14 protein-coding genes are annotated in these 22763 nt (G+C 37.1%); 3 read left to right on the plus strand and 11 right to left on the minus strand.

The genetic code is table 11. The features are described 5' to 3' along the window. The first annotated feature begins 1171 nt into the window (after positions 1–1171). The 3 genes from JI747_RS01905 to JI747_RS01915 all read left to right on the plus strand — a co-directional run bounded on the left by JI747_RS01905 (position 1172) and on the right by JI747_RS01915 (position 5765). Entirely contained in the window at positions 1172–4096 is a 2925-nt protein-coding gene (locus JI747_RS01905; RefSeq protein WP_225685882.1) for a hypothetical protein, read from the plus strand. A 21-nt stretch (positions 4097–4117) separates the two neighbouring features. After that, positions 4118–4645: a hypothetical protein gene (locus JI747_RS01910; RefSeq protein WP_225685883.1), complete on the plus strand. Its 528-nt coding sequence runs from the start codon at positions 4118–4120 to the stop codon at positions 4643–4645. 487 nt (positions 4646–5132) lie between these two features. Further along, positions 5133–5765, plus strand: a complete 633-nt coding sequence (locus JI747_RS01915; RefSeq protein ID WP_225685884.1) for an HdeD family acid-resistance protein — start codon at positions 5133–5135, stop codon at positions 5763–5765. A 121-nt stretch (positions 5766–5886) separates the two neighbouring features. Here JI747_RS01915 and JI747_RS01920 read toward each other — a convergent pair whose 3' ends face one another. The 11 genes from JI747_RS01920 to JI747_RS01970 all read right to left on the minus strand — a co-directional run bounded on the left by JI747_RS01920 (position 5887) and on the right by JI747_RS01970 (position 22758). Beyond that, positions 5887–7449, minus strand: coding sequence for a peroxidase, FMP-type (locus tag JI747_RS01920; protein ID WP_225685885.1), 1563 nt, complete (start codon positions 7447–7449; stop codon positions 5887–5889). 26 nt (positions 7450–7475) lie between these two features. Further along, positions 7476–8972 (minus strand): ferritin-like domain-containing protein, encoded by a 1497-nt coding sequence (locus JI747_RS01925; RefSeq protein ID WP_225685886.1) that lies wholly within the window; start codon positions 8970–8972, stop codon positions 7476–7478. 2 nt (positions 8973–8974) lie between these two features. After that, complete coding sequence (locus JI747_RS01930) at positions 8975–11029, minus strand: GMC oxidoreductase (protein WP_225685888.1); 2055 nt, start codon at positions 11027–11029, stop codon at positions 8975–8977. After that, complete coding sequence (locus tag JI747_RS01935; protein WP_225685890.1) at positions 11026–11469, minus strand: hypothetical protein; 444 nt, start codon at positions 11467–11469, stop codon at positions 11026–11028. The genes JI747_RS01930 and JI747_RS01935 overlap by 4 nt, the downstream gene beginning before the upstream one ends. A gap of 531 nt (positions 11470–12000) precedes the next feature. Then, positions 12001–12555, minus strand: coding sequence for a hypothetical protein (locus JI747_RS01940; RefSeq protein WP_225685892.1), 555 nt, complete (start codon positions 12553–12555; stop codon positions 12001–12003). Then, complete coding sequence (locus tag JI747_RS01945) at positions 12552–13778, minus strand: condensation domain-containing protein (protein ID WP_225685894.1); 1227 nt, start codon at positions 13776–13778, stop codon at positions 12552–12554. Before JI747_RS01945 ends, JI747_RS01940 begins: the two co-directional genes overlap by 4 nt. Positions 13779–13788: 10 nt before the next feature. Further along, positions 13789–15060: a condensation domain-containing protein gene (locus JI747_RS01950; protein ID WP_225685896.1), complete on the minus strand. Its 1272-nt coding sequence runs from the start codon at positions 15058–15060 to the stop codon at positions 13789–13791. Positions 15061–15064: 4 nt separating this feature from the next. Beyond that, positions 15065–17461, minus strand: coding sequence for a glycosyltransferase (locus JI747_RS01955; RefSeq protein ID WP_225685898.1), 2397 nt, complete (start codon positions 17459–17461; stop codon positions 15065–15067). Next, positions 17454–18245 (minus strand): alpha/beta fold hydrolase, encoded by a 792-nt coding sequence (locus JI747_RS01960; protein WP_225685900.1) that lies wholly within the window; start codon positions 18243–18245, stop codon positions 17454–17456. Before JI747_RS01960 ends, JI747_RS01955 begins: the two co-directional genes overlap by 8 nt. Beyond that, positions 18236–18535, minus strand: coding sequence for an acyl carrier protein (locus tag JI747_RS01965; RefSeq protein ID WP_225685901.1), 300 nt, complete (start codon positions 18533–18535; stop codon positions 18236–18238). The genes JI747_RS01960 and JI747_RS01965 overlap by 10 nt, the downstream gene beginning before the upstream one ends. Then, on the minus strand, positions 18523–22758 hold the full coding sequence (locus tag JI747_RS01970; protein WP_225685902.1) for a type I polyketide synthase: 4236 nt from the start codon (positions 22756–22758) through the stop codon (positions 18523–18525). Before JI747_RS01970 ends, JI747_RS01965 begins: the two co-directional genes overlap by 13 nt. Positions 22759–22763 lie beyond the last annotated feature (5 nt).

Below are 22763 nucleotides of genomic sequence, written 5' to 3' on the forward strand. Positions count from 1 at the left end.
TTCATATTCCACTATTATGGGATTTTGAAAGCTTATATAATTCTGTGAGTACGACAGAGGTTCCTGCAGTATTTATAGAATACAGATGTTTTTTTTGTGTGGTAATTGGGTTTATTTTAGTATTTCTGTGAAATTAATTCGAATGAAAGCTTCCTTTATATTCTATCCGTAATTATTAAAAAATGTTTAGGAGAACATATATTCTAAACACTCATATTGGGATAGCTGTGATGATGAAATCATTATGTTCTTATACAAAATAGGGGAGGCTATGTTAGATAGTAAATACATTTTTTTCATAATTTGATGTTTAAAAATTTAGGCAAAAGTAGAGTTTGTATCTTTTTATTGCAATGTAAGTCCTGTCGTAATTATAGAATTGCGCTAATTTTTTTGTTTTCTTACAACTTATTGGAAAATGTATAAGTTGTTATATTTAGGGTCAATACTCAGCTTGTTCTTTCTTCTTCAATCTTGTAATCACAGTGCTTTAATAGCTAATAATCAAATTGAATTTCTACGACAATTTTCTTTTCAATAGTATTGCTTTTCTTTATCTCGCTTTCATTGGATTTAAATATAAGATCCAGTTTGAATGTCTTCAATAAAAAGAAGTTCCTTAAAGTTATTTTTCATTAACAGATTTTCTTCTAAAAAGATAAATTTTCAAAAAGAGCTGTTTGATCACTTTGCTTTGTTGGTAGGTGTTCATATACTCTTAACTTGTAAAGACTGTGGTAGTTAGTTTTGTTTAATTACAGAATAGCGCTAATGAATGCTTTGCTGTGAGGATGTGCAATCTCTATTTTTGAAAGAATTTTTAAACATCAAATTATGAAAAAAAATTATTTATCACCCGTTCTCTCTATGGTGCCATTCAATCTCATATCTGAAAGAGACATGTACCCCCAGTATATTCTATATAAACGAAAGAAAGATAATTATTAGACTAAGGTTATTTAGCTATCATGAGGTTACTTTCATTGTTACTTTATTAAAGACATTAGGATAAAAATGAAATTCTTCATCCATTTACTGAAGGAAGAATGTAATGCTATTATTAATATACACATATTCTATTGCTATATAATATAGCAACAACGATCCTGGTTACTTATCTCTTTAGCAGCTAAAAAATTAAAATTATTACAATTAATTTATTAAACATAAAATGAAAAAAATTCTTTATATACTAACTTTATTTCTGCCTTTGGTTGTATTTTCTCAGGTTACTGTGAATGTAACTACAGCTCCCGATACCTGTGGAGGTACAGGTAGTGCAGCCTACAATATAGATGGGGCCACTGTGGGAGCAGAATTCGATTTTGTAATTTATAAATTGCCAGATACTACGACTCCTTACAGAACTACTACAGATATTCAGGTAACTTCTGCTTCATTTACCTATAATGAGCTCAACTTGCCTGCCGGAAGCTATAATTTAGTAGCATATCATCGTGATGGAGCATCTGTAACTCCGGTCAATACTTCCTTTACTGTCGCAAGTAATTTTACTGCGATTGCTTTTTCTTTGTCTCAAGCCTATGTATGTAGCGGAAGTGCTGTAACCGTAAATGTATCAGCAGGATCTCCGGCGACATACGAACTTAGGACAACGGCCAATACAGTCGTTATTGCTCCTCAGGCATCCAACGTTCTTACTCCGGTTTCTCCGGGTACCTATAATGTTATTGTAACTGATACTTGTGGTAATACAACTTCTCTAGGAATTACAGTAACAGCAGAGAATTTTACGGGATATGAAGCGGACAGATCAGTAGGTTTACCCAGTTTTTCCATAATGAGTGACTGTAATACGATTCACCATACTGAACGATTAAAATACAATAATGACATTAGTGCAGCTATACCCGCCCATCGTTTTCCTATTAATGTGGAAATCATTATTGATAACCCGTTGGGAGGAGCCAATACTGTTATCAATCAAGTTTGGACATCCAATGCAGATAACAATAGTCAGGTAAATATCCCTTTTTACGAAGGATATACTTATAATTATGAAGTAACCTTTACAGATGCTTGTGGGATAGTTTATTCTAAAACTGATGCTATTGCGGCAATCCGTTCTTTTGACCTTATCTCAAATAATGCTACCTGTGGAACAAAATATCTGGCAATAAATGGAATTAATTATCAGTATGCGCCAGTGGAGGTTACTTTTTCGAGTTATCCTTCAGGTTTTGATCCTGCGAATTTTAATACTGATTTTATTGCGGGTACTTATACGCATACTTATGCATCTGTGCCTGCATCCATTTCATTCGGAAGCTCATCAACTTCGGGATTACCGGAGGGTAATTATACAGTTACTATGACTTCATGCGGAACAACGATCACTAAAAGTGTTACTGTTCAGAATACTGCTGTAATGTATACTTTTGATTCATATACACTCCCTGGATGCGGAAATAGTGAGGGGAGTGCCTATATAAGAACAATGCTTAGTACAGGGCAGGTGGCTAATAATCCAATGACTAATGTAATGATTATCTCTGCTCCGGCTGCCTTTGCTACTAATTATGGAGTATTGCCTTATAATGCTTCTGCTTATATTGCTTCTAATGGAAATTTTTACATGAACTCGTTACCTGCTGGAAACTATACAATACAGGTTACAGGAACTTGTGGGAATGTTCAAAATACCAGCTTTACTATAGCTGGTGCAGATATTCAATCGCCAACCGTAACTGTAGTTAATCATTGCGGTAGTTTTGATGTAACCTCTTCTATCTATTCAAATCTGGTATCTGAAACATTCTATCTACAGAAATATTATCCGGCATCAGGACAATGGGGGCATCCTACTACAGGAGCACTGTATACCAATGGGGCAATACTTAGTACAACCACTGGTATTCTAATGAATAATGCCAATACTACATTAGGATACGCGACGGCAACAGGGTTGGCAAACAATGTAACGGCATCCGGAGAATTTAGAGTGATTGTTGAATCCCAGGTATATGGGAATGCCTCTGCTTTTAATACGTATTGTAGAGATGTCATAAATACTTTTACAGTTGATCCCAACTTTTCCGTCACTCTTAGAGATTATTATGTAGTAAGCTGTGCAGACAATACCTATAATTTGGTCATTGATGCGGCAGGGGCAGCTCCTTTCGTCTATGAGATCATTGAGAAAGATGGTGTTGTTGTGAGTGTAAATAATGGATCAGACCCTGTATTTACAGGTCTTACAAATGGCTTGTATAAAGTGCGTATTTCTGATGCTTGTGGTAATTCAGTTATTGTAACGGCCTTGGTTGTTCAGAACAAATTACCGAAAATACAGATGTCTCCGGCACTTTGTGAAGGGAGTAACAGTAGTCTGTATGTAGATGGACTATCCTTTTTAACAGTTACATGGTTCAAAAATGGAGTAAATACCGGCGTTACAGGAAATGTGTACAATTTTACACCATTTACAGCTGCAGATTACGGAACATACAGTGCGGTATTGTCGTATGAACCTAATACCAATGATTGTATCAACAATACACTATCCATTACTTTAGATTCATCCCTGCTTACTAATCCAAATGCAGGAACAGGTCAAACTGTGACGATTAATTCAAATACTCTTACAGGGGCACCGATCGATTTGTTTACATATCTTACAGGATCTCCTAATACCTATGGAGAATGGACTGAAACTACCAATCCAAGTAGTGGGTTATTGGTAGATCATAATTGGTATGGTGCTTTAGCTGCTGCCGGAACCTATACATTTACCTATACAGTTAATGGGATGTGTAGTGGATCTGATACATCTCAGGTAACAATTATTGTAACAGGAACTTGTACCCAGCCAGGAAATACCACTGGTACAGGTAACCCAACAAAAGTAGGAATCTCCCTTCATCAAACCCGACAGATCGGTTGGCCAGAAAATATAAATAATGGATATCTTACATTAGAATCTAATACTAAAGGCTTTGTCATTACACGTGTTCAGAATTCGGATACAATCACAGATCCGAAAGAGGGTATGATCATCTATGACATTGATGCGGCCTGTGTGAAATTATACAATGGTTCAACCTGGAATTGTATTCAAAGAAGTTGTAATAATTAATGACATTAAAATTTAATTAAAATGAAAAAATATACATATAGTTTTTTTGTACTCTTTATATTTACGACCACGGCTATGGCACAAGTAGCAGTGGGAGGAGTACAGTCTGTAGAAGGAACAAGCACCATTCTGGATTTTAATAATACCCCTACCAATACCAATGGTATTATCCTTTCTGCTGTTTCATCGGCACCCACGTCTTTTACCTCGAGTAATAATGGAACATTCTTATTCGACAGGGCAGATAGTAAAGTTAAAATGTTTGAAAACAATACTTGGGTAGATCTTACAGATACAGGAAGTTCTACATCTATCACAGTGAATACATCATCTGAATCTTCTGAGCCACAAGGGGTTATTATAGGATCGAATACTAGCAATGCAACGGGGGTTTTGGTTTTGGAATCATCAAATAAAGCGCTTATTCTGCCCAGAATAGCAGATCCGCATTTAAATGTTCAAAAACCTTATCCCGGCATGATTTGCTATGATACAGTAAGTAAGACATTAGCTGCATTTGATGGAATTAATTGGAGCTACTGGAAGTAACTAAGGGGTCATACTCATTAAAGAAGTCTCACAATATAAACTGTGAGGCTTTTTTTATTTAGAATATTCTGTATGTGGGAAAATGCATATTAATTTTGAAATTCTATAAATTTATTATAGAAAGATATAGATGTTTTATCCCCAAATCAACTTTTAATATTCTTATTTGAGTATATAATCTTGAAAAATTAATTAGCTGATTCTGGTTAAAAAATAATGGATGTGTTTAAGAAAAGGCTTAGCTAGGAAGTAAGACAATGGTCAGTGAAAAAATCATAATGATTAACTCTCTTATTTTCAGATATTTTACGTAAATTAGAACATCTGAAGAAAAGTTTTTATGCAACAATGAAGACTTTACAGGTCCACATTCAAACATTTTTACATTTCTTCTGTACACATAGATTTTTCAAATATGATTTAAAAAGATAAACACGGAATCGCCGAACACCGTATTCCAAAGTAGGCACTAAAAATTTATTCAGTTATGCCAAATCTATTAAAATCATTCAGGAACTCTGTCAAGCACTGGTATATTCCTCTTATACTGGGAATTATCTTTATTGTATGTGGAATTTATGTATTTTCTTCACCCCTTGGAACCTATATCGCATTATCACTCCTTTTCAGCGTATCTTTTATTGTTTCGGGGATATTTGATATCTTTTTTTCCGTTGAAAACCGAAAATCTATGAACGGTTGGGGATGGTATCTTGTAAGTGGACTTTTATCTTTGATTATGGGGATGTATTTAGTGAGCTATCCTAAAATATCGATGGCAATACTCCCTTTCATTGTAGGATTTACGGTAATGTTTCGTTCATTCCAGTTATTGGGGATTTCTTTTGATTTAAAAGATGCTCACGTACTTCGTTGGGGTAATCTTGCTATTTTTAGCATTCTTGGAATTATTTTATCTTTTATGCTATTGGCTAATCCGATATTTTCAGGAATGTCATTAGTGGTTCTTACTGGATTATCCTTTATTTTTGTAGGGATAGCTTCTGTAATTCTGGCTTTTGATCTTAAAAAGCTTAAAAATTTCCCTGATAAGCTAGGTAAGGAAATAAAAGAAAAAATAGAAAATCTTCAGGAAGAAATTAATGAAAGGATGCGATAAAATTAGGCTTCTTATAACTTATTCAAAATATAAAAAATAAACACTTCAAAAATGAAGTGTTTATTTTTTTAACAGTGAAAAGAGGAGGGGAAATGGATTTAAAAGCCTCCTGATTTTATGTTTATAGCTCTTCCTTATGATAAGGGCATCCTGCAGGTGGATTGGCAATACGCTCAGAAACAGAAGCAGTGGTTGTCATACTCATAGCAGGAGGTGCGTTGAAGAATTCCTGTTCAATTACTTTTCTCTGATCTGCCGGAATATCCTCTATTTTACGAAGCGTATTTACCTGAATGTGAGGCCAGCTTGTTGTACCACCGTCGTTTCCGAAATCAAATTCAAAGAATATGATCTGCTCATATTGTAGCTGAAGAATTTCTTTCCCATCTTCAATTACAGTTTCGATCCAAAGATTAAATTCTATTTCAACTGTAGGTACAAAACGATTTACAAAAGGAACGTTTAGAATTCCGCCTTGTGCACCGGTGCTCATTCTTGAGGATAATTGAACAAGAACAAAATTTTCAACATTTTGTCCGCTCAGTGTATCTCTTAATCGCATATCCGGTCTTACACAATAAGGATATAATTCATTCGCAAGAATTCTTTGGGTATAGATTTTATTTGAACCTTTATCATTTTCATCCGTTAAAGTTTCATGAACCCAAGCCGGAGCCGGTTCGTCAAGGTTAATGGGACCTCCACCACCTCCCATAGTGGGTGAGATCGCAAGATGAGGTGGATCCCAGGTTTTAATACCAGTAGGGAATTGCGGAGCGCCATTTCTAAGGTAATATTGCTTGTCGCCTTTATTTTCGGGCGTAATATCTCCCAATACAGTAATCGTGCTTCCATGAGGAATAACACCGCTTCTTGAGATCGAATAATCAGGGATGAAATAAGGTCCTTTGATTCCATCCATCGGCTTTATTTCCTGTGCAGGAATGATCTCATAATATTGCTGTCCTTCTTTTAACTGGCTCAAAAGGATATATGAAGGGTTACCGTTTTCGTCTCTTACTTCAACCAATGGCTCATTTCTGTAATCTCCTTTATAACCGTATTTTTCAAAATCTTCGGTAGAAAAAGCATGAATTCCGCGGTCTCTTTTGATGGTTTCTTCAGTTGCAGCGTAATTGTAAACATCACTTAACCAAAGATACATCCCGTTTTCTTCGTGAATTCCGGCGTACTGTAATTCAGATTGTCCTTCAACTTTATTTACACTTTTAATAGTTTGATCATATTTTACTGCCCCACAAAATAATTCGGTTGCACCGCCACGGTTACGAACACCGCCGGGAACAATTTCAAAGGTTAATTTTTCAATATATTCTTCCGTATCAAAGCTGAATTTTCCCGGAATTGTTGATGGATTCGTCCCCGGAGAAGGCATGATCGTAGTGTGAATTCCGCTTCCCAGTGACGGTCTTGTTATATTTTTATTATAATTGGCATTATAACTTACCCAAGTTCCGTTGAGTGCTTCTAAAACACCATAATCAACATTATCTGCGATTTCCTGCAGGTTTTCTTCTCTGAATGGTCGTACAGGATCGTCAATTAAAAGTTTCGAATATCCTTTCATCAGACCCGCAAGATAACCTTGTTGATTCTCGGTGGGTTTTGGAGCTTTTAAAAGTTCACTTCCTTTTTCAAAAATTTCTTTTTCTTTTTTTAGCATAATGTTAAGTTTTTATGGTTGTTAAATTAGTTTGTAGGATATTCAAAAGTAGGACCTGCGTTTTGAGTAGAAGTTAAAGGTTGGCTCATCAATCCGATTGCCTGTTCTTTCAGAGCGTACATATACATGATCGATTTTTCCAGTTCTTTTGCATTGCCTTCTACGGCAGCCTGAATGGCATCCAATAAGCTTTTATACGTTTGGTTAAATGCTTTTCCTTGTGCATACAGTTGTGGATTTGACTGATAGTCTGCCATTTTTGGATTAGGTTTCATCGGATAAGCGGCGTTCCAGTCCACTGGAAGTGGTTTTCCAACGGGTGGAGTAGTGACAGGCATCATCCCGTTTTCATCGGTGAAAGGTCTATAATCTCCTCCCACATAAAAATGCTCGTGGAAAACTTCTTTAAATCTGAAATAATGCGCCAGTTCAGCACCTTCTTCAAACTGAGACGGATCTACATCGAAAATAGAATCATCCGCACCTTCTCCCTGTCCTTTAATTTCCTGGAAAACAGCAATTACACCCGCTAAAGATTCCACGGCATGTAATTTTCCGCCGCTTCCGTAATACTGTTCCGGACGGATCTGTTTTGCCGGATCTCCTGTAAAAATTCCACCAGTATTCAATTCTTTGAAATTTTGTGGAAATGTTCCGTGTTCTTTATAATAAGCAATGATTTGGAAAACAGTGATATAAAAGAATAAAACATCATAATATTCACCAATAGTGTGAACATTTTCCATAATGAAACCTTTCATGTTTTCAAGAGTCCAATGATTGTTTTCCTGTACAGCAGCACTTTTGGCAAAAGAAACAGTCGGTTCAAATTCCTCATGGTATTTTGGAGCTTTTACCAAAGGACTGCTTGGACTTTCAATGGCGATGAATGTAGTGATGCTGTTTGTTGAGAATGTTTCTAACCCAACATAAAAATCAACATTCATAGGTAATTTCATCGGATAAGAAGGGTAGTTCTGAGGTCTGTTTACAGAAGGCTGGATATTTACCGCATTCATGACATTACAAACCATGATCATGTGAAGCATTTCTTCTACGGCAACACTTCGGATGATCTGTGATGCCAATGCATTGGTTCCGTCTTTAATTGAGTACAAAGCGGTAAGATAAGGAGGAATCGTAGAGTGCTCGATCAAAATTGCGGTTTGCAAAAGATCCTGTAAAATAGGACGGTAATCAAGATTTTCTAAACCTCCTTTTTTTGTTTCCAAATTTGTTTTAGCAGATAAATCAGCAGGTTGTAATTCTGAAATTACCCCGGCAAACTGCGAACTTAAATAATCATTAAATTCCTTGATCTGGTCATTTAATAAAAGATTTGTCAGAGTTTTGCTGTGGTATTTTAAACCTTCAATCCAATCTGCTTTACTGATTGAGGTATCAAATAATAAGGATTGTAATGAAAGGGATTCTGCTACGGCGGCATTTCTGCCCATAAGATTTGATCCTTTTGCGAAAGAAGTTTCCTGAGGTTCTGTTTTATTGATAAGTCTTTGTCTCATGATTAGTTTTTTAGTTTAGTTTCCAGATCTGCCAAAATAGATTCCACAGAACGGATCGTGAATGCTGATAAGGTAAGGGTAGGATTTGAAGTTCCCAAAGTGGTCATGTTTCCTGCTCCTACGATGTACAAATTCGGGTGATCCCAGGATTTGCAATAGCTGTTCGTCACAGAATCTTTCGGAGTAGAACCCATTCTGTGAGTTCCCACGATATGACCGGCGCCGTTATAAGAATATCTTACATTGTTGTACACAAAAGTGTTGTTATCTGTTGCATTGTATGTTGTGAAATCTTCAATGTCCAGTCTTGCAAACATCTGGTCTGAAGCCAGTTTTGCCTCTTCCATGGCTCTCTTTTCATAGTCGGTCAATTCATAATGAATGACAGGACGTGGAATTCCCAAAACATCCAGATATTGATCATTAATGGTCACTCTGTTGTTTGGATTCGGCAATTGCTCAATCTCAAAGTGGAATAAAACCTGTCTTGAAAGTCTGTAGGTTAAAGCTTCTTTTAGATCTTCTCCAAAAAGCCCTTCCCCTAAAAATTCGGAAAGATCAGATCCCGGTGAAAATGTTGGCCAGCTCCATCCCCAATTATCCAGTGGAGAAATCCAGGCAGAAAATTCGCTTCTGAAATTTCCGTCACGAAAAGACGAAATATTGGTGGTAGAACCAGGTCCTCTGTAAGAATAAATCGGTTCCGGAAATAATCCCCAAGTCAGCATAACCATGTGGTCCATTAAGTTTCTTCCTACCTGATCACTGCTGTTGGCAACGGTTTTTTCAACTTTCTGACCATTTTCAAAAACTGTATATTTGGAATTCAATAAAATTTTAGGATTTTCAAAAGCATTGGCTGCAAGAATAACAATAGAATCTGAAGTATCGATCACATCTTCAACGAAATCCGTCTTCTCTCTTGAAGCATATCTTCTTAAATGAACTTTTGAAATTTTCTCTTTATCGTTCTGATCAACGCTTAGTTTGTACACCACGCTTTGAGCTTTTACTTCAATGTAAGGATTACGCGAAAGGTTTTCATTTTCATTGATTTTATATAAAGCTTTTTTCAATGTTTTTAAAGCATTGTATTTGGCCTGAACAGGACAGATCGGAACACATGACGCATTTCCTTCACAACGTTCTCCCATATAAGGATTCCAGACTGCGCCAAGTGCTTTGTATTCTTCTTTTCCTGAACCATCCAAAATCAGTTTGTATCCTGATTCTGAAGATTCTGCTTTAATGATTTTTGTTTTTCCGTATTTCGGATTGGGAGTAGAATTTCTTCCTTGGGGAGACGGAACAAGCATCAACGGAATGTTTTCAAAATTTAACTGAACACTTGTTCCTGAAAGCCCGTCTATGATCTTCTGATCCATATAGCTTTGTGGAATTTCATCCATCGGGAATACATAATCGCCATAATATTGCTCCATACTTTCGGAAATCGGGTATTCCTGTTTTGACACATTTCCTGAAACTCCGATCTCAAACTCGGCCATTTCATAGTACGGTTTTAAAATGTCGTAAGTAATCGGCCAGTCCATTCCTATTCCGTATTTTTCCTTTAAATGAAAGTCATTCGGAAGCATTCTCGGTGTTGTTCCCAACCAGTGAAGGGTAGTTCCGCCACCAACACGGATGGCATCACTCGCAAAAGGCATCGGTCCAAACTGAACCAAGTATCCCTTTTTATCCGGGAACGGAGGAATAATTGGTTCCATATCCAAAACATTCGGGGATGGAGCCTGTTTTAAATTAGGATAAGGAGAGTTCGGAACTTTGGCTTCCTGAAGGTAAAAAGTACGCATATACTCATTATAATTGGTCATCGAAGACACCGAATCCAGTTCCAATCCGGCTTCCAGTCCAGCTTCAAACATGAGTATTGACAATTCACGGACATCATCACCTTTTTGGGCATCCGCTCTGTGAATCATTTTTCCTTTTTTAGGATCAAATACATGATCGGTCAGGAGTTTTGCGATCAATGATCCTGCGATCCCCGTTCCTACGATGATCACATCTTTTTTATTGTCTGTCTGGCTCATGAGTTACTATTTACAGGTTTAACGGCCCAAGATTTATATCCCGGTTGTTTTGCTCCCGGCGGATGTGCGTTCATGACATTCCAGACCAGACCTTCTTTATAGGATAGATCGTTGATGTAGGCGCCTTCCCAGGTTCCCAGATACCAAAGTGTAATAACACTGTTGGCAATATCCTGAGTAGAAGGATTGGCAATAATTTCAGCATTGATGGAATTATTAAGCTGATCCTGACTGTAAGAATTTTCCAGAATTGTTTTGGAGGTGTTTAAAAATTCGATGAATGTTGCTGTTTCGATTTTACCGAGGATATGCGTGTAATACGTTTCAGCTAAGCCTGTAGCTTGTAATTCGTTCACGGAAAACCCTGTGAGGGCTTCTGAAATAGCCATGAACACGTCGTAGTAATAATCATCGACGTTGAGGATTTTGTTGATAATCATTTCGTTGAATTTGAGATTTAGATTTGTGCCTTCTTATTACAAAGAAGGTATGGTTACGATTGAAAAAAGGAGTTTTTTGGTATCCCTTATAGAATGATAAGATACCTTCGTAAGATGTTTTTAGGGTTAGACATAGTTAGTAGTTTTAGTCCTCTAAAGGTAGTGAATTATCTTTCTATTAAAATTGAAATTTTAATGTAAGATGCTGTTTTTGTGTTATTTATAATTATTCTATAAATTAAACGCTAGTGTGTAAATGTGATAATGTTTTTAATTTAATTTAGAATTATTTTAAACAATGTATTTGTTGTAGTAAATTCAATCTATTCCCTTTAATAAAAAGTATTCGCCAATTGTGAATTATTGTAAAAGGCAGTTTTTAAAATGCTCTTTGAACATCAGTTTTTATAAATTTTTGTAATTCAACAGATATAATAAAAAAAACATCTGAAATTAATAACTATTTATTTCAGATGTTTACTCTATTACTTAATACAATTGAATAAGAGGATAAATTAAATTTATTTTACACTAATGATTATTAGTTTCAATTGAATCTAATATCATAGGTTTATATAAGTAATTTCTAAGTATTTTAACAGGAAGATAGGTGAACAGTACCGAAAGTATCCCGGCTAAAGTTCCTACCAGAATTGCCATTGCTGTCGGATCCAGTTTATAATATTTTGACAGGATAAACTGAGCAAATAATAGGCTTGATAAAACAAGTGAACCACTGATCAAACCGTGAAGAATACTCAGTTTAGTCAGTAATTTTTTTAAATTAAGCTGTTCATCCACTTCAAATTCAATTGCCTTTTGATTAGCTGCATCAGTTACTCTTTTGATGATGTCGATGGTAAGAACTACAGGCAAAAAAATTGCCATCGGCAATGTTAATCGAGCTAAACTCTGTGTACAGGCAAAAAAATGAGTGTATCCTAATTCATTGAAACTTGCATAGGCAATAATGAAATTAAAAAATACATTTGGAATCACATAGATAAGCATCCGCTTTCTGAGAAAGCGGTTAAGGGTTGTTTTTTTGAGCGGTTTCGGCTGAGCTTTTTTTATTTTAAATTTCATGAAGTCAGTAGCTCAATAGCTTTATCTTTTATTTTTTTAGCTTCTTCTTTCGGAAGAAAAGTTTCATTAGACATAAAGGTGAAATCCATTTGCTGATTATAAGTTGTCACCACCAAAGTGTTGGAATTCAACCAAGGGAAGGCGACAGTGGGGCTGTAAATGGTTTCCAGTTTAAAGTTTTTATACTCACCAGGAATATCAATTTTCCCCATATTTGACAATGTAATATCATGTCCGCCTTTGCTGGATTTTAATAGTGAAATCATGCGATCAACAACCGGATGCATATTTTCACCCATCCACAACAATTCTCTGGCTTGTGTTTTTTCTATTTTATCCACAAGATCTTTTTTGATCTTTTGTGCATTTTCAATCAAATTTTGTCCTTTTTTCAAAGACAATTCAACCGTTGGTGCAAATGCAAAGATATGATCTTGTTTAATTTCCGGAATAAAATGTCGAACATCTACCGGACTTATTACTTTTCCTTTTGCATTCTTGCCTAAAGTCTCCTGGAAAGCCTGCATAAAGGCTGAACAGAGCAATGAATGAACAGAAACTCCGTGCGTTTTACATTTTTCAACGATTTCTTTGGAAACATGCGCATTCAGTTTTCGGTGAAGGGCATAGTTTTTCCCGATATTCCGATCTTTACTTTTTGATTGAATTAAAAAAAAGAGTTTGGCCATGATTAAATAAAACCTTGCCTTTCGTTTCTTTTTTTTCAGATTAAAATCAGCAGGCAGAAAATCATTCACGGAATTGAATCCATCGTAAGAATTTAATGCAATAGAAGAATCGTCTAATAAGGACAGAAGTTCACGAATCAAAGTAACTCCCGTTGTTCCGTCACAAAGACAGTGGGGCATTACCCAAAGAATCTCGGAAACATTCTCACCTTTTACCCAAACGATCTGAGCCATCGGTTTTTTCTTGTCTTCAAAAATTCTGTACCATTCATTTTCAGATTCCAATAACCAATCATCATCGGTTTTTCTTTCAAGAATTCGAAGCGGAATTGGTGAAATATCAGCTTCTTCAACAAAGAAAGGATATTTTGCGCTTTTATGATCGATAGAAGCTCTTAGTAATGGATGTTTCTGCTGGATTTTATCTAAAGCAATTCTAAAATTCTCTTCAGAGATTTCACCATTAATTTTGGCTGTAAATACACAATTTACAGGAGTTTTAGAATCAACATACATGATTCTTTCTACCATCATGAGTTTTCGTTTAATCATATACAGCTAAAGATTCCAGTTTTTGTTTTATGGTTGCAGTAATTTCATCACAAATTGCCAATGCTTCAGAATGGGGTAAATAGCCTTCACTTCCCATGAAAGAAAAATCCATTTCACCTCGGAAAGTAGAGGCAACCATTGTCGTAGTATTTCCCAAAGGTCCAATTACAGAAGGGCTGAAAACATTTTCCAGGGTAAATTCTTTATATTCGTGGGCAATAGAAATACGTCCCAAGTTGGAAAACATACAGTCATTGGAAGACTTTCCGTTTTTCAGCAATTTGGTGAAATTGGTCAGTGCATCATGAGCAGATTCCATGACCATCATGGTGATGTATGGATTCAGTTTTGATGTTTTTTTCTCGACAGCTTCCTGCATTAGTTTTAAATTTTCTTCAAAACCGAATTTTTTATTTAAAGAAACCACGATCATTAATCCGAAAGCGAAAATATGATCCGCTTTGATCTGATTGGCAAAACGTCGGATGTCAACCGGACAGGAAACTTTGTTAAATGCTTTTTCTTTCCTGATTTTCTGAAATGCCTTTAAAACTGTAGCACACAGAAAAGTATTGACGGTCACTTTCTGAGATTTACAATAAGCAATCAATTCCTGACTCATTTCTTTATCGAATTTCCAGTTAAGTAAATAATCGCTTTGTCGGGCGGTCGTTTTTTTATTAACAGGAATAACTTTAATCGCTGTTGCAGCCAATCTTCCAATCATTTTTGCTTTGAATTTTTGCCCGCGGTTATTCAGAATCTCGCTTGGAACAACGTCATGAATTCCTAAAATAGGATTTTCTACACCAATATCGTAGGTAGGATTATCCAGTAATTTTAAAAATTCATCAAGTAAAACCATAGCAGAACCTCCATCACATAAACAATGGTGGAACACAAACATCATATCTGAAGTTGCTTCACCTTTGATCCAGACAAATCGCATCAACGGCTGTTCTTTGTAATTGAATAGTTTATACCACTCATTTTTGGATTCTTCCAGCCAGTCGTTTTCTTCTTTTTTAGCTAAAATCCGAATCGGAATTTTTACTTTTTCTGAAACCTCAAACCATGGAATATTTTTTTCATCATGTTGAATTACAGCTTTTAACCAAGGATGCTTTTCCTGAATTTTTTCTAAAGCATGCTGAATATTTTTCAACACAAAGGTTCCCCTTAATCTGAAAGGAATAACCGTATTGAAGGGCTCTGTTCCGTCGCCAAGCAACATTCGTTCACCAAATAGCAATCTTCTTTTCATAAATTTATACTGGAACTAAAGTGGATTGTTCAACAAAATTTTCCAGCAATTCTACGGCGCGATCATTTCCTCCAGCGTTGATTAAACTCGATTGAACTTCCTTCGCAGCATTTCTGTACGTTGGATTTTCTAAGAGTTCAAAAACATTTTGACGAAGCGCATCTACACGCAGTCTTTTGTATCGGATACTGATTCCGCACCCCGCTTTTTCAATCAGTTTAGCAATATGAAAATGGTCGTAAGCGATGGGTGTAATCAACATCGGTAATCCGTTGGTAAATGTATCATTCACGGTATTAAAACCGCCATGACAAATTACGGCATCCATGTGAGGCATTAACGCAGATTGAGGGACGAAACTGCTCACAATAAAGTTAGATGGCCATTCCGCGAAAATTTCCGGTGGAGTAGCGGCGATTACCGTTACAGGTTGGTCTGCAAACGCAGCAATTACTTTTTCGAAAAATGCTTTTCGGATGTCTACCAATAATGTTCCCAATGAAACGAATATTTTCGGAGTTGTGGATGCATTCAATTTATCCCAATCAAAAGGAGCTGAATTTGGACGACCTTTTACGGGACCTACAAATTTCATGTGCGTTGGAACTTCTTCAAAATCAGCAAATTTTTGCGAGGTAAAAATTAAATTCAAATGATGGGAATGAATGAAAATTCCGTCATCATCAATTCCGACTTCTTTTTGAAGAGTTTTAATTAAATTCTGCTGCCATTCAAAGATTTTCGGTGCGCTGTTTTCTGTATCGCCCATCACATCGGGTGGAACAGGCGTTGTCGTCACACACGGAATATTATTTTTATGAGCAAAAAGCGCTCCTCCGAAAGTGATACAGTCATTTACAATCACATCAGGTTGCCATTCTTTTGTAAGCGTTTCCAAACCGGGCATCATCATTTTAGCAAAAGGAACATAGGTTTCTTCCAAAGCAAGTTTCATCACTTCAGGACCTGAACAGGCAGGACCATCATCCTGTCTTTTTAAAATCTTAGCGATTTCCTCCTGATACGGAATCAAATCTTGTTCAGGATAAAAATAACTTCCACCTTCCGGAATATGTTTGTTATCTAAAGGGGTAATTCCGAACCATTTTACTTCATGACCACGGGCAATCAAACTTGCTCCAACGCTCAAGGTAGGACTGATATGGCCGAAAAACGGGGGAACAACAAATAAAAATTTAGAATTCGGTTTTTCTAGAGTAAAATTTAAAATGGCATTTTCTAGCAAATTCGCAGCTGTTGCACTTCCTCCGGCTTCAACGAAAGATTCGCGAACGATTTCTGCCGCTTTTTTATATTCAGGATTGGTTAAAATATTTTGTACGGCTTCGTTTAAATGATGGGCTTTAAATCGGTTAAAATTCAGACGTTCACCGGCTCCGGTACGCACAACGCGTCCAGCAACATGCGACTGGTCATACGCAATCGGAATTACTACCAACGGCAAACCGTTTGACAATGTTTCGGAAACCGTATTGTGACCGCCGTGAGAAACAACGCCGTCCAGATGAGGTAATAGATCCAACTGTGGAACCTGTTGATAGACCATAAAATTCTCCGGCCATTGCTCGAAAAGCTGAGGGTCTGAAACCACAACAACCGTTAAGTTTTCATCTTTAAAAGCATCAACAACCTTTTGGAAAAAAGCTTTTTTATGTTCGTGATCGAAAGTCGTTCCGATACTTACTAAAATCTTTTTTCTTGAATTGCTGTTGAATTTCTCCCAGTCAAATTCCGAAGAAACACGACGTTCCGTAAGAACCGGACCTGTAAATTGGAAATTCGATTCCAAATCCATTTCACCAAAGAAATATTGAGAAGTTAAAACCAACGTCAATAAATCCGAACAATCTAATGCGCGGTTTTCTTCAACGCCTAATTCCTGCTGTAAAGCGATGATTTGCTTTTCTTCCCATTCATGCACTTTCGGAAGTTCACTCATAATTTTAATCGCAGCGGGAGCGGTAACCGTTGTGGCATAAGGCAAACCTAACTTTTTCGCAGCAATAGAAGCCACAAACAACTGATGGTCGCCAATCACCAAATCCGGTTGATATTCTTTTAACAAAGGAATAATCCCGTTATAGCAATGTCTATTTAAAGGAATCAGCACATCTTCGTAAAGAAATTTGATGCTGTCGATTCCGTAAACCACTTTTTTAGAAATGATATCGAGATAGTTTTCGCTTTCTCTTTTTTCTTCGTCCGTTTGGTCGTACTGAATCAGTAATAATTCTCCGCCTTCCGGAAGTTTATGTTGTAATTGTTGGTCGAGACTTATCCATGCAACCTGGTGTCCCCTTTCCAAAAGAGTAGCACCGATGCTTAATGTGGGATTGACATGACCAGTTAAAGGTGGAACTATAAATACAAATTTAGCCATGGTTTTGTGATAAGGTTTTTAATGATTTTGATAAAAAATGAGCGATGGTTTCCGCAATCAAAACAGGCTCCTGAATCGGGATGTTGTGATCTCCCTGAATTAATTGTATGTCAGAATTTCCGATTTGGGAATTGAGCCATTCTCCTGTTGGTCTACAGTTGGAATCTTCACCGTACATCAGCATTGTCGAAGGTTTTAATTCCGAAAAATCAACTTCGCTCAGGAAATGTTTTTCTTTAATCATATCCGCTTTAATGCTGGTCTGATTAAACAGAAATTCATACATTCTATGGTTTTTTTCCATCTGTCTTTTGCCCATCTGTACTTTGGTGGTGTCGGTAAAATTGGCTACATAATGCTCCAGAAACTCTTTGCTGTATTCATCAATGATATTTCTGGCTTTTTCGTCCTGTGGATCGGGAGCTTCAATAACAACCAGCTGATTGATACGATTTGGTGCTTTTAAAGCGGTTTTTAAAGAAATCAATCCTCCAAAACTGTAACCAACAAGATGTGCTTTTTCAATTTCCAAAACATCCATCAACGCCAAGACATCGGAAGACATATTTTCCAGATCATAACCGTCTGTAAAACGTTCGCTCATGCCGTGACTTTTCAAATCAAACATCACCACATGAAAATGTTTTGCCAGAATCGGAGCAATATTAAAATAATAAATAGACAGGTTGCTGAACATACCGTGGATCAGCACCACAGTTTGTTCAGCTCCTTTGTTGAGTTCCTGAATATGAACCTTTTTATCGTTAACAGAGATTATTGGCATTCGTAGATGTAATTGATAATCATACTTAAATCAAGGTTAATCAACTCGTCCAGATCCATTGAAGACAGCCATCCCGTGAAATCGATCTGCTCGCCGAAATGGGCTTTGATTTTTTCTGAAAAAGAAACGATTTCGATACTGTCCATTTCCAAGTCTTTTGTGAAAGAACTTTCCGGTGTAATGTCCATTTCTTCTACAAATTCTTCACCGATAACTTCTGTGATGAAACCTTTTAAAAGAGTGAATAATTCTTCGTGATTTAATTTTGCTGTAGTGTTTATAGTGTCCATCCTATGATATAATTTTTATGGTTAATTGTTTTGATTTCTATTTGATTGATCCATAAAGAATCTTCTGTTATTTTCTCGACTTCGAAGTTTTTCGGGTTTCCTTTCAGTCCTGTTCCTAAGAATTTTCCGTAGGCTTCTTTGGCTACCCAGAATTTGGTGGTCCATTCTGCCTGATCTTTTCCTTTTAATAATGCTAATTCGTTATTGGTAAAGACCAAATCGTAGAATCCTGAGCTTCTTTCTTCTATGATTTCCATATCGATTCCGACTGGTTTTCCGCTTTTTGCAATTCCGACCGCATCTTTTCCTTTATGTGCTAAAGAAATGTGAATGTCTTTCGTAGCATCTCCAATTAAAAAAGGTTTTCCGACCTCATCTTTCCCAACTTCAAAAGTAATGGGGAAGCAAGGGTGATTTTTTTCTTTTTTAAGAAGATTTCTCACTGCATCTTTTACCGCAACACGGCTTACCATGTAGCTTTTTCTCTTGTTGGGAAGCAAGGTTTGATGATGCTGTTTTTCGGTCTGATTGAAATAACGTTTCAGAATAAAATCCCAAGACGCCACTCTGGTATATGCCTGATGGAAGAAAAATACTTCAGGCGCAATTTCCTCCGAGAGACGGTTGTGTAAAGGCGACATCGAAACATTCCAAAGTGCAGCATCGATTTCCAGACGGCGGTTTTGCCAGCCTGAAATTTTGCACCAGACTTTTCCGTTTTGGGTTAAAAGAATATCACCGATCGCAAATTCGTCATTCATTTCAGTCAGACTGCAGGTACATTCGAAAATACCGTCCTGATCCTGTAAATCTCCAAAAAATTCAATGTCTTTGATTTTTACAGGAAAGGCAATTCTGTCTTTTGTTAAAGTTAATTGCAACCAAAGCCCGAATAACTGTCCTGCATTATCCAACAATGAACCTTTTCCTCCATTTCCTTTTATTTTTCCGATAATTCCTTTCGTTCCTACCTTTGAAACTTCCGTAATTCCCTGATATTTTTCACCGTGAAACATGTGCATCTCGTAGATTTCTTCGGAAGTTCTTTCGATAGGTAATATTTCTCCAATGGAAAGATTGAAGGTAGGATTCGGTCTTGCTGTTGAGGTTAATAAAACTTCAGCATTTGCAAAATTTTCAATATCTAAATAAGCATGATTGACCGTTTTCCATTCTCCTTTTACAGTTTTTTCAAAAGGTTTCGCCACATTCATCCATTGAAAAACACTTACATTCATGATTTTATGAACCTGGCTTCCTTCAATTTCAGCTTGAGCAATTTCTGCCAACTGTTCGAAAATCATTGTCATCGGAATCACAGGTTCCATATCGGCAACTTCTGTCCAGCCTTTTGGCTGTCTCAATAAGCTGTGGTCGATGAGGTAAGGGTGAGTTTCCAACGTTACGTACAATGTTTTCTCAAAATTCTTGCTTATCGGAGCCTGAACTTTTGGCAACACAATATTGGGAATTGAAACTTTTGGACGATCTTGAAATAAGGTTAAAACTTCCTCCTGCATTTTAATCATATCCGAAATATTATCCTGAAATGCCTGAACCAACGGATGTCCTGTTTTTGCAACTGTCGCAGTAGCTTTTTGCTTCGGTGTATCAATTGATTTTACTAAATTTTTAATCGCTGCAAAATCACGGATAATTGGCGAACCTAATTCCAGTTTAATACCTTTTCCTGATGATTTTTTGGTTTGATTTTGAATATCTAAAAAGTCCAAAGCAACTGTTTTTCCTTCCACGAATAACGCCGCAACCACTCTTTGAAACTGAGCCAATGCAGAACGCGTGGCAACACTAGAAGCAATGGTACTGAAAGCTTTTCCTTTCAACGTATCATCAATAAATCCAATCAAACCGCCAGTTCCGACCTGAATGAAAAATCTTGCGCCTTCTTCGTATAATTTGTCCGTCAATTCACGGAAACGAACGGGCTCAACAAGATGTTCTGCACTCAGTTTTCGGATAGATTCCTGATCAGCTGGATACGGTTCCAAAGTTGTTGCCGACCATAACGGAATTTTCGTCTGTTGAAACTGTGCTTTTTCCATTCCTGCCAAAATCACATCCAATTTATCAGAGATAAAAGGCGAGTGAAAACCAGATTGAAATGGCAATATTTGATGAAAAATCTGTTTTGATTTTAAAACTGGAACCAATTCGTCCAAAGCAGAATTACTTCCGCAAAGAATCACCTGATTCGGGCAGTTGTCATTGGATATATATACATTCGGAATTTCTTCAATAATAGGTTTAATGGTCTCAATTCCGGCTCCGATGGCGATGAATTTAGAATCTTTTAATTCAAAAGTTTCGGGATTTAAAACATCAATCAAAGCCTTTACAGAATTTACTTCCGCCAATTCAGAAGAGTAGCCTGCGAGCCATTCTCCCAAACTGTGCCCTGCATTCATATCAGGAATAATTCCTAGTTTTTTCAATGAATTATCGAGAATACTGCAGTTGTTGAAGATATTTAAAGCGTCATTTAACAATCCTTCACCTTCCGTTTCAATCGGTGCATTGATGTTGAAATAACGGCTTACACTTTCAACTTCGCCTTTCGCTAATCCATCTAATCCGGGAAAAACAAAAGCTACTTTTTCGCCGTTTTGCAACAGAGGAGTGTTGGTGTACCAAATATCCTGTTTATTTCTCCACGGATTATTTTTAGCAACAATTTTAGTCGCTTTTTCAATTCTCGCAGGAGTCGGTTCGAAAATTGCCACTCGGAAATTTCCTTCTCCTATCGTTGTTTCATTATTTTGTAAAGCGGTTAATAATTCTTCATGCGTGTGTCTAGCCAAGATTAAAACTTTATCTTTTTTAGGCATATCATATCCTTCCAACACTACATGAGCATTAATTCCTCCGAATCCGAAAGCATTCACCGCAGCCACTTTTGGTAAGCCTGTTTTTGACCAGCTTTTTGCTTCCTGAACAGGTTCGAATCTGGTTTTCTGCATTTCCGAAGTCGGATTTTCGCAGTATAAAGTCGGTGGCAACGTATCGTGATGCAAAGCCAGACAAGTTTTAATTAAACCGGCAATTCCCGCAGCAGGCATTGCGTGACCGATATTTGATTTTACAGAACCGATTCCGGCGATTTTAGCCCCTTCTTCTTTTCCGAAAAACTGAGCTAGGGTTTGTAATTCTGTCTTGTCACCAAGTGGCGTTCCTGTTCCGTGAGCTTCAAGATAACCGATTTGATTTTCATCTAAATCTGCGTTTTCCCAAGCCTGTTGTAAAGCCTTTAATTGTCCTTTTACAGAAGGGCTCATCACACTCGTTCCGTTGCCATCACTGCTGATTCCAACGCCTTTAATGACCGCATAAACTTTATCCTGATCACGAATGGCATCTTCCAATCTTTTTAAGACTACAAAACCGCAACCTTCACCAATCAATAATCCATCGGCATCACTGCTGAAAGGCTTGATTTGCTGTTGACGGGATAACGCACCCAATTGTGCGAAAATACTCCAGAACGCAGCATTTTGTCCGGTGTGAACACCTCCTGCAATCATAATATCAGAACGACCTCTTTGTAGTTCCTGAACGGCATGATCAACGGCAAGTAAAGCACTTGCACAAGCAGCATCAACAGTAAAAGCGGCACCGCCAAGATTGAATCGGTTGGCTACTAATGAAGCTACTAAATTGGGGATTAATCCCATTGCCGTATCGGCGGCAAAACGTCCTTTTTTTTCCTGAAAAGCGTGTTTTACTTTTTCAATATCGGCAGAAGAAACTTCGGGTAACAATTCTTTTAACAATGAAGAAATCTGTTCCCCAGTTCTTACAATTTCGATAGCACGGGTTGCGCCCGGCCCGGTATAATTCCCTTTGCCGATGATGATTCCTGTTTTTTCGAGCGAAATATTTTTTTTGAAAACTCCGGCATCCTCTAAGGCTTTTTGAACCAAATCCAAGGTTAATAGATGATCAGGTTCAGTTCCTTCAACCGCTAATGGCAAAATTCCGAAAGCGGTTGGGTTAAATTCATAATCAGAGATAAATCCACCACGTTGACAATAAAAACGGTCAACCGGATTCGTACTGTCACTGAAATGAACAGGATCGATTCGGTCAGCCGGAGCCAGCTGGGTAGAATCTACTTTATTGACAATATTCTGCCAAAAAGTATCGGCATCCTGCGCCCCCGGAAAGACGCAGGACAGACCAATTACTGCAACATCTGTTTTTCTCATATATT

It is taken from the genome of Chryseobacterium tagetis (assembly GCF_016735585.2).
Lineage (GTDB): Bacteria > Bacteroidota > Bacteroidia > Flavobacteriales > Weeksellaceae > Chryseobacterium > Chryseobacterium tagetis.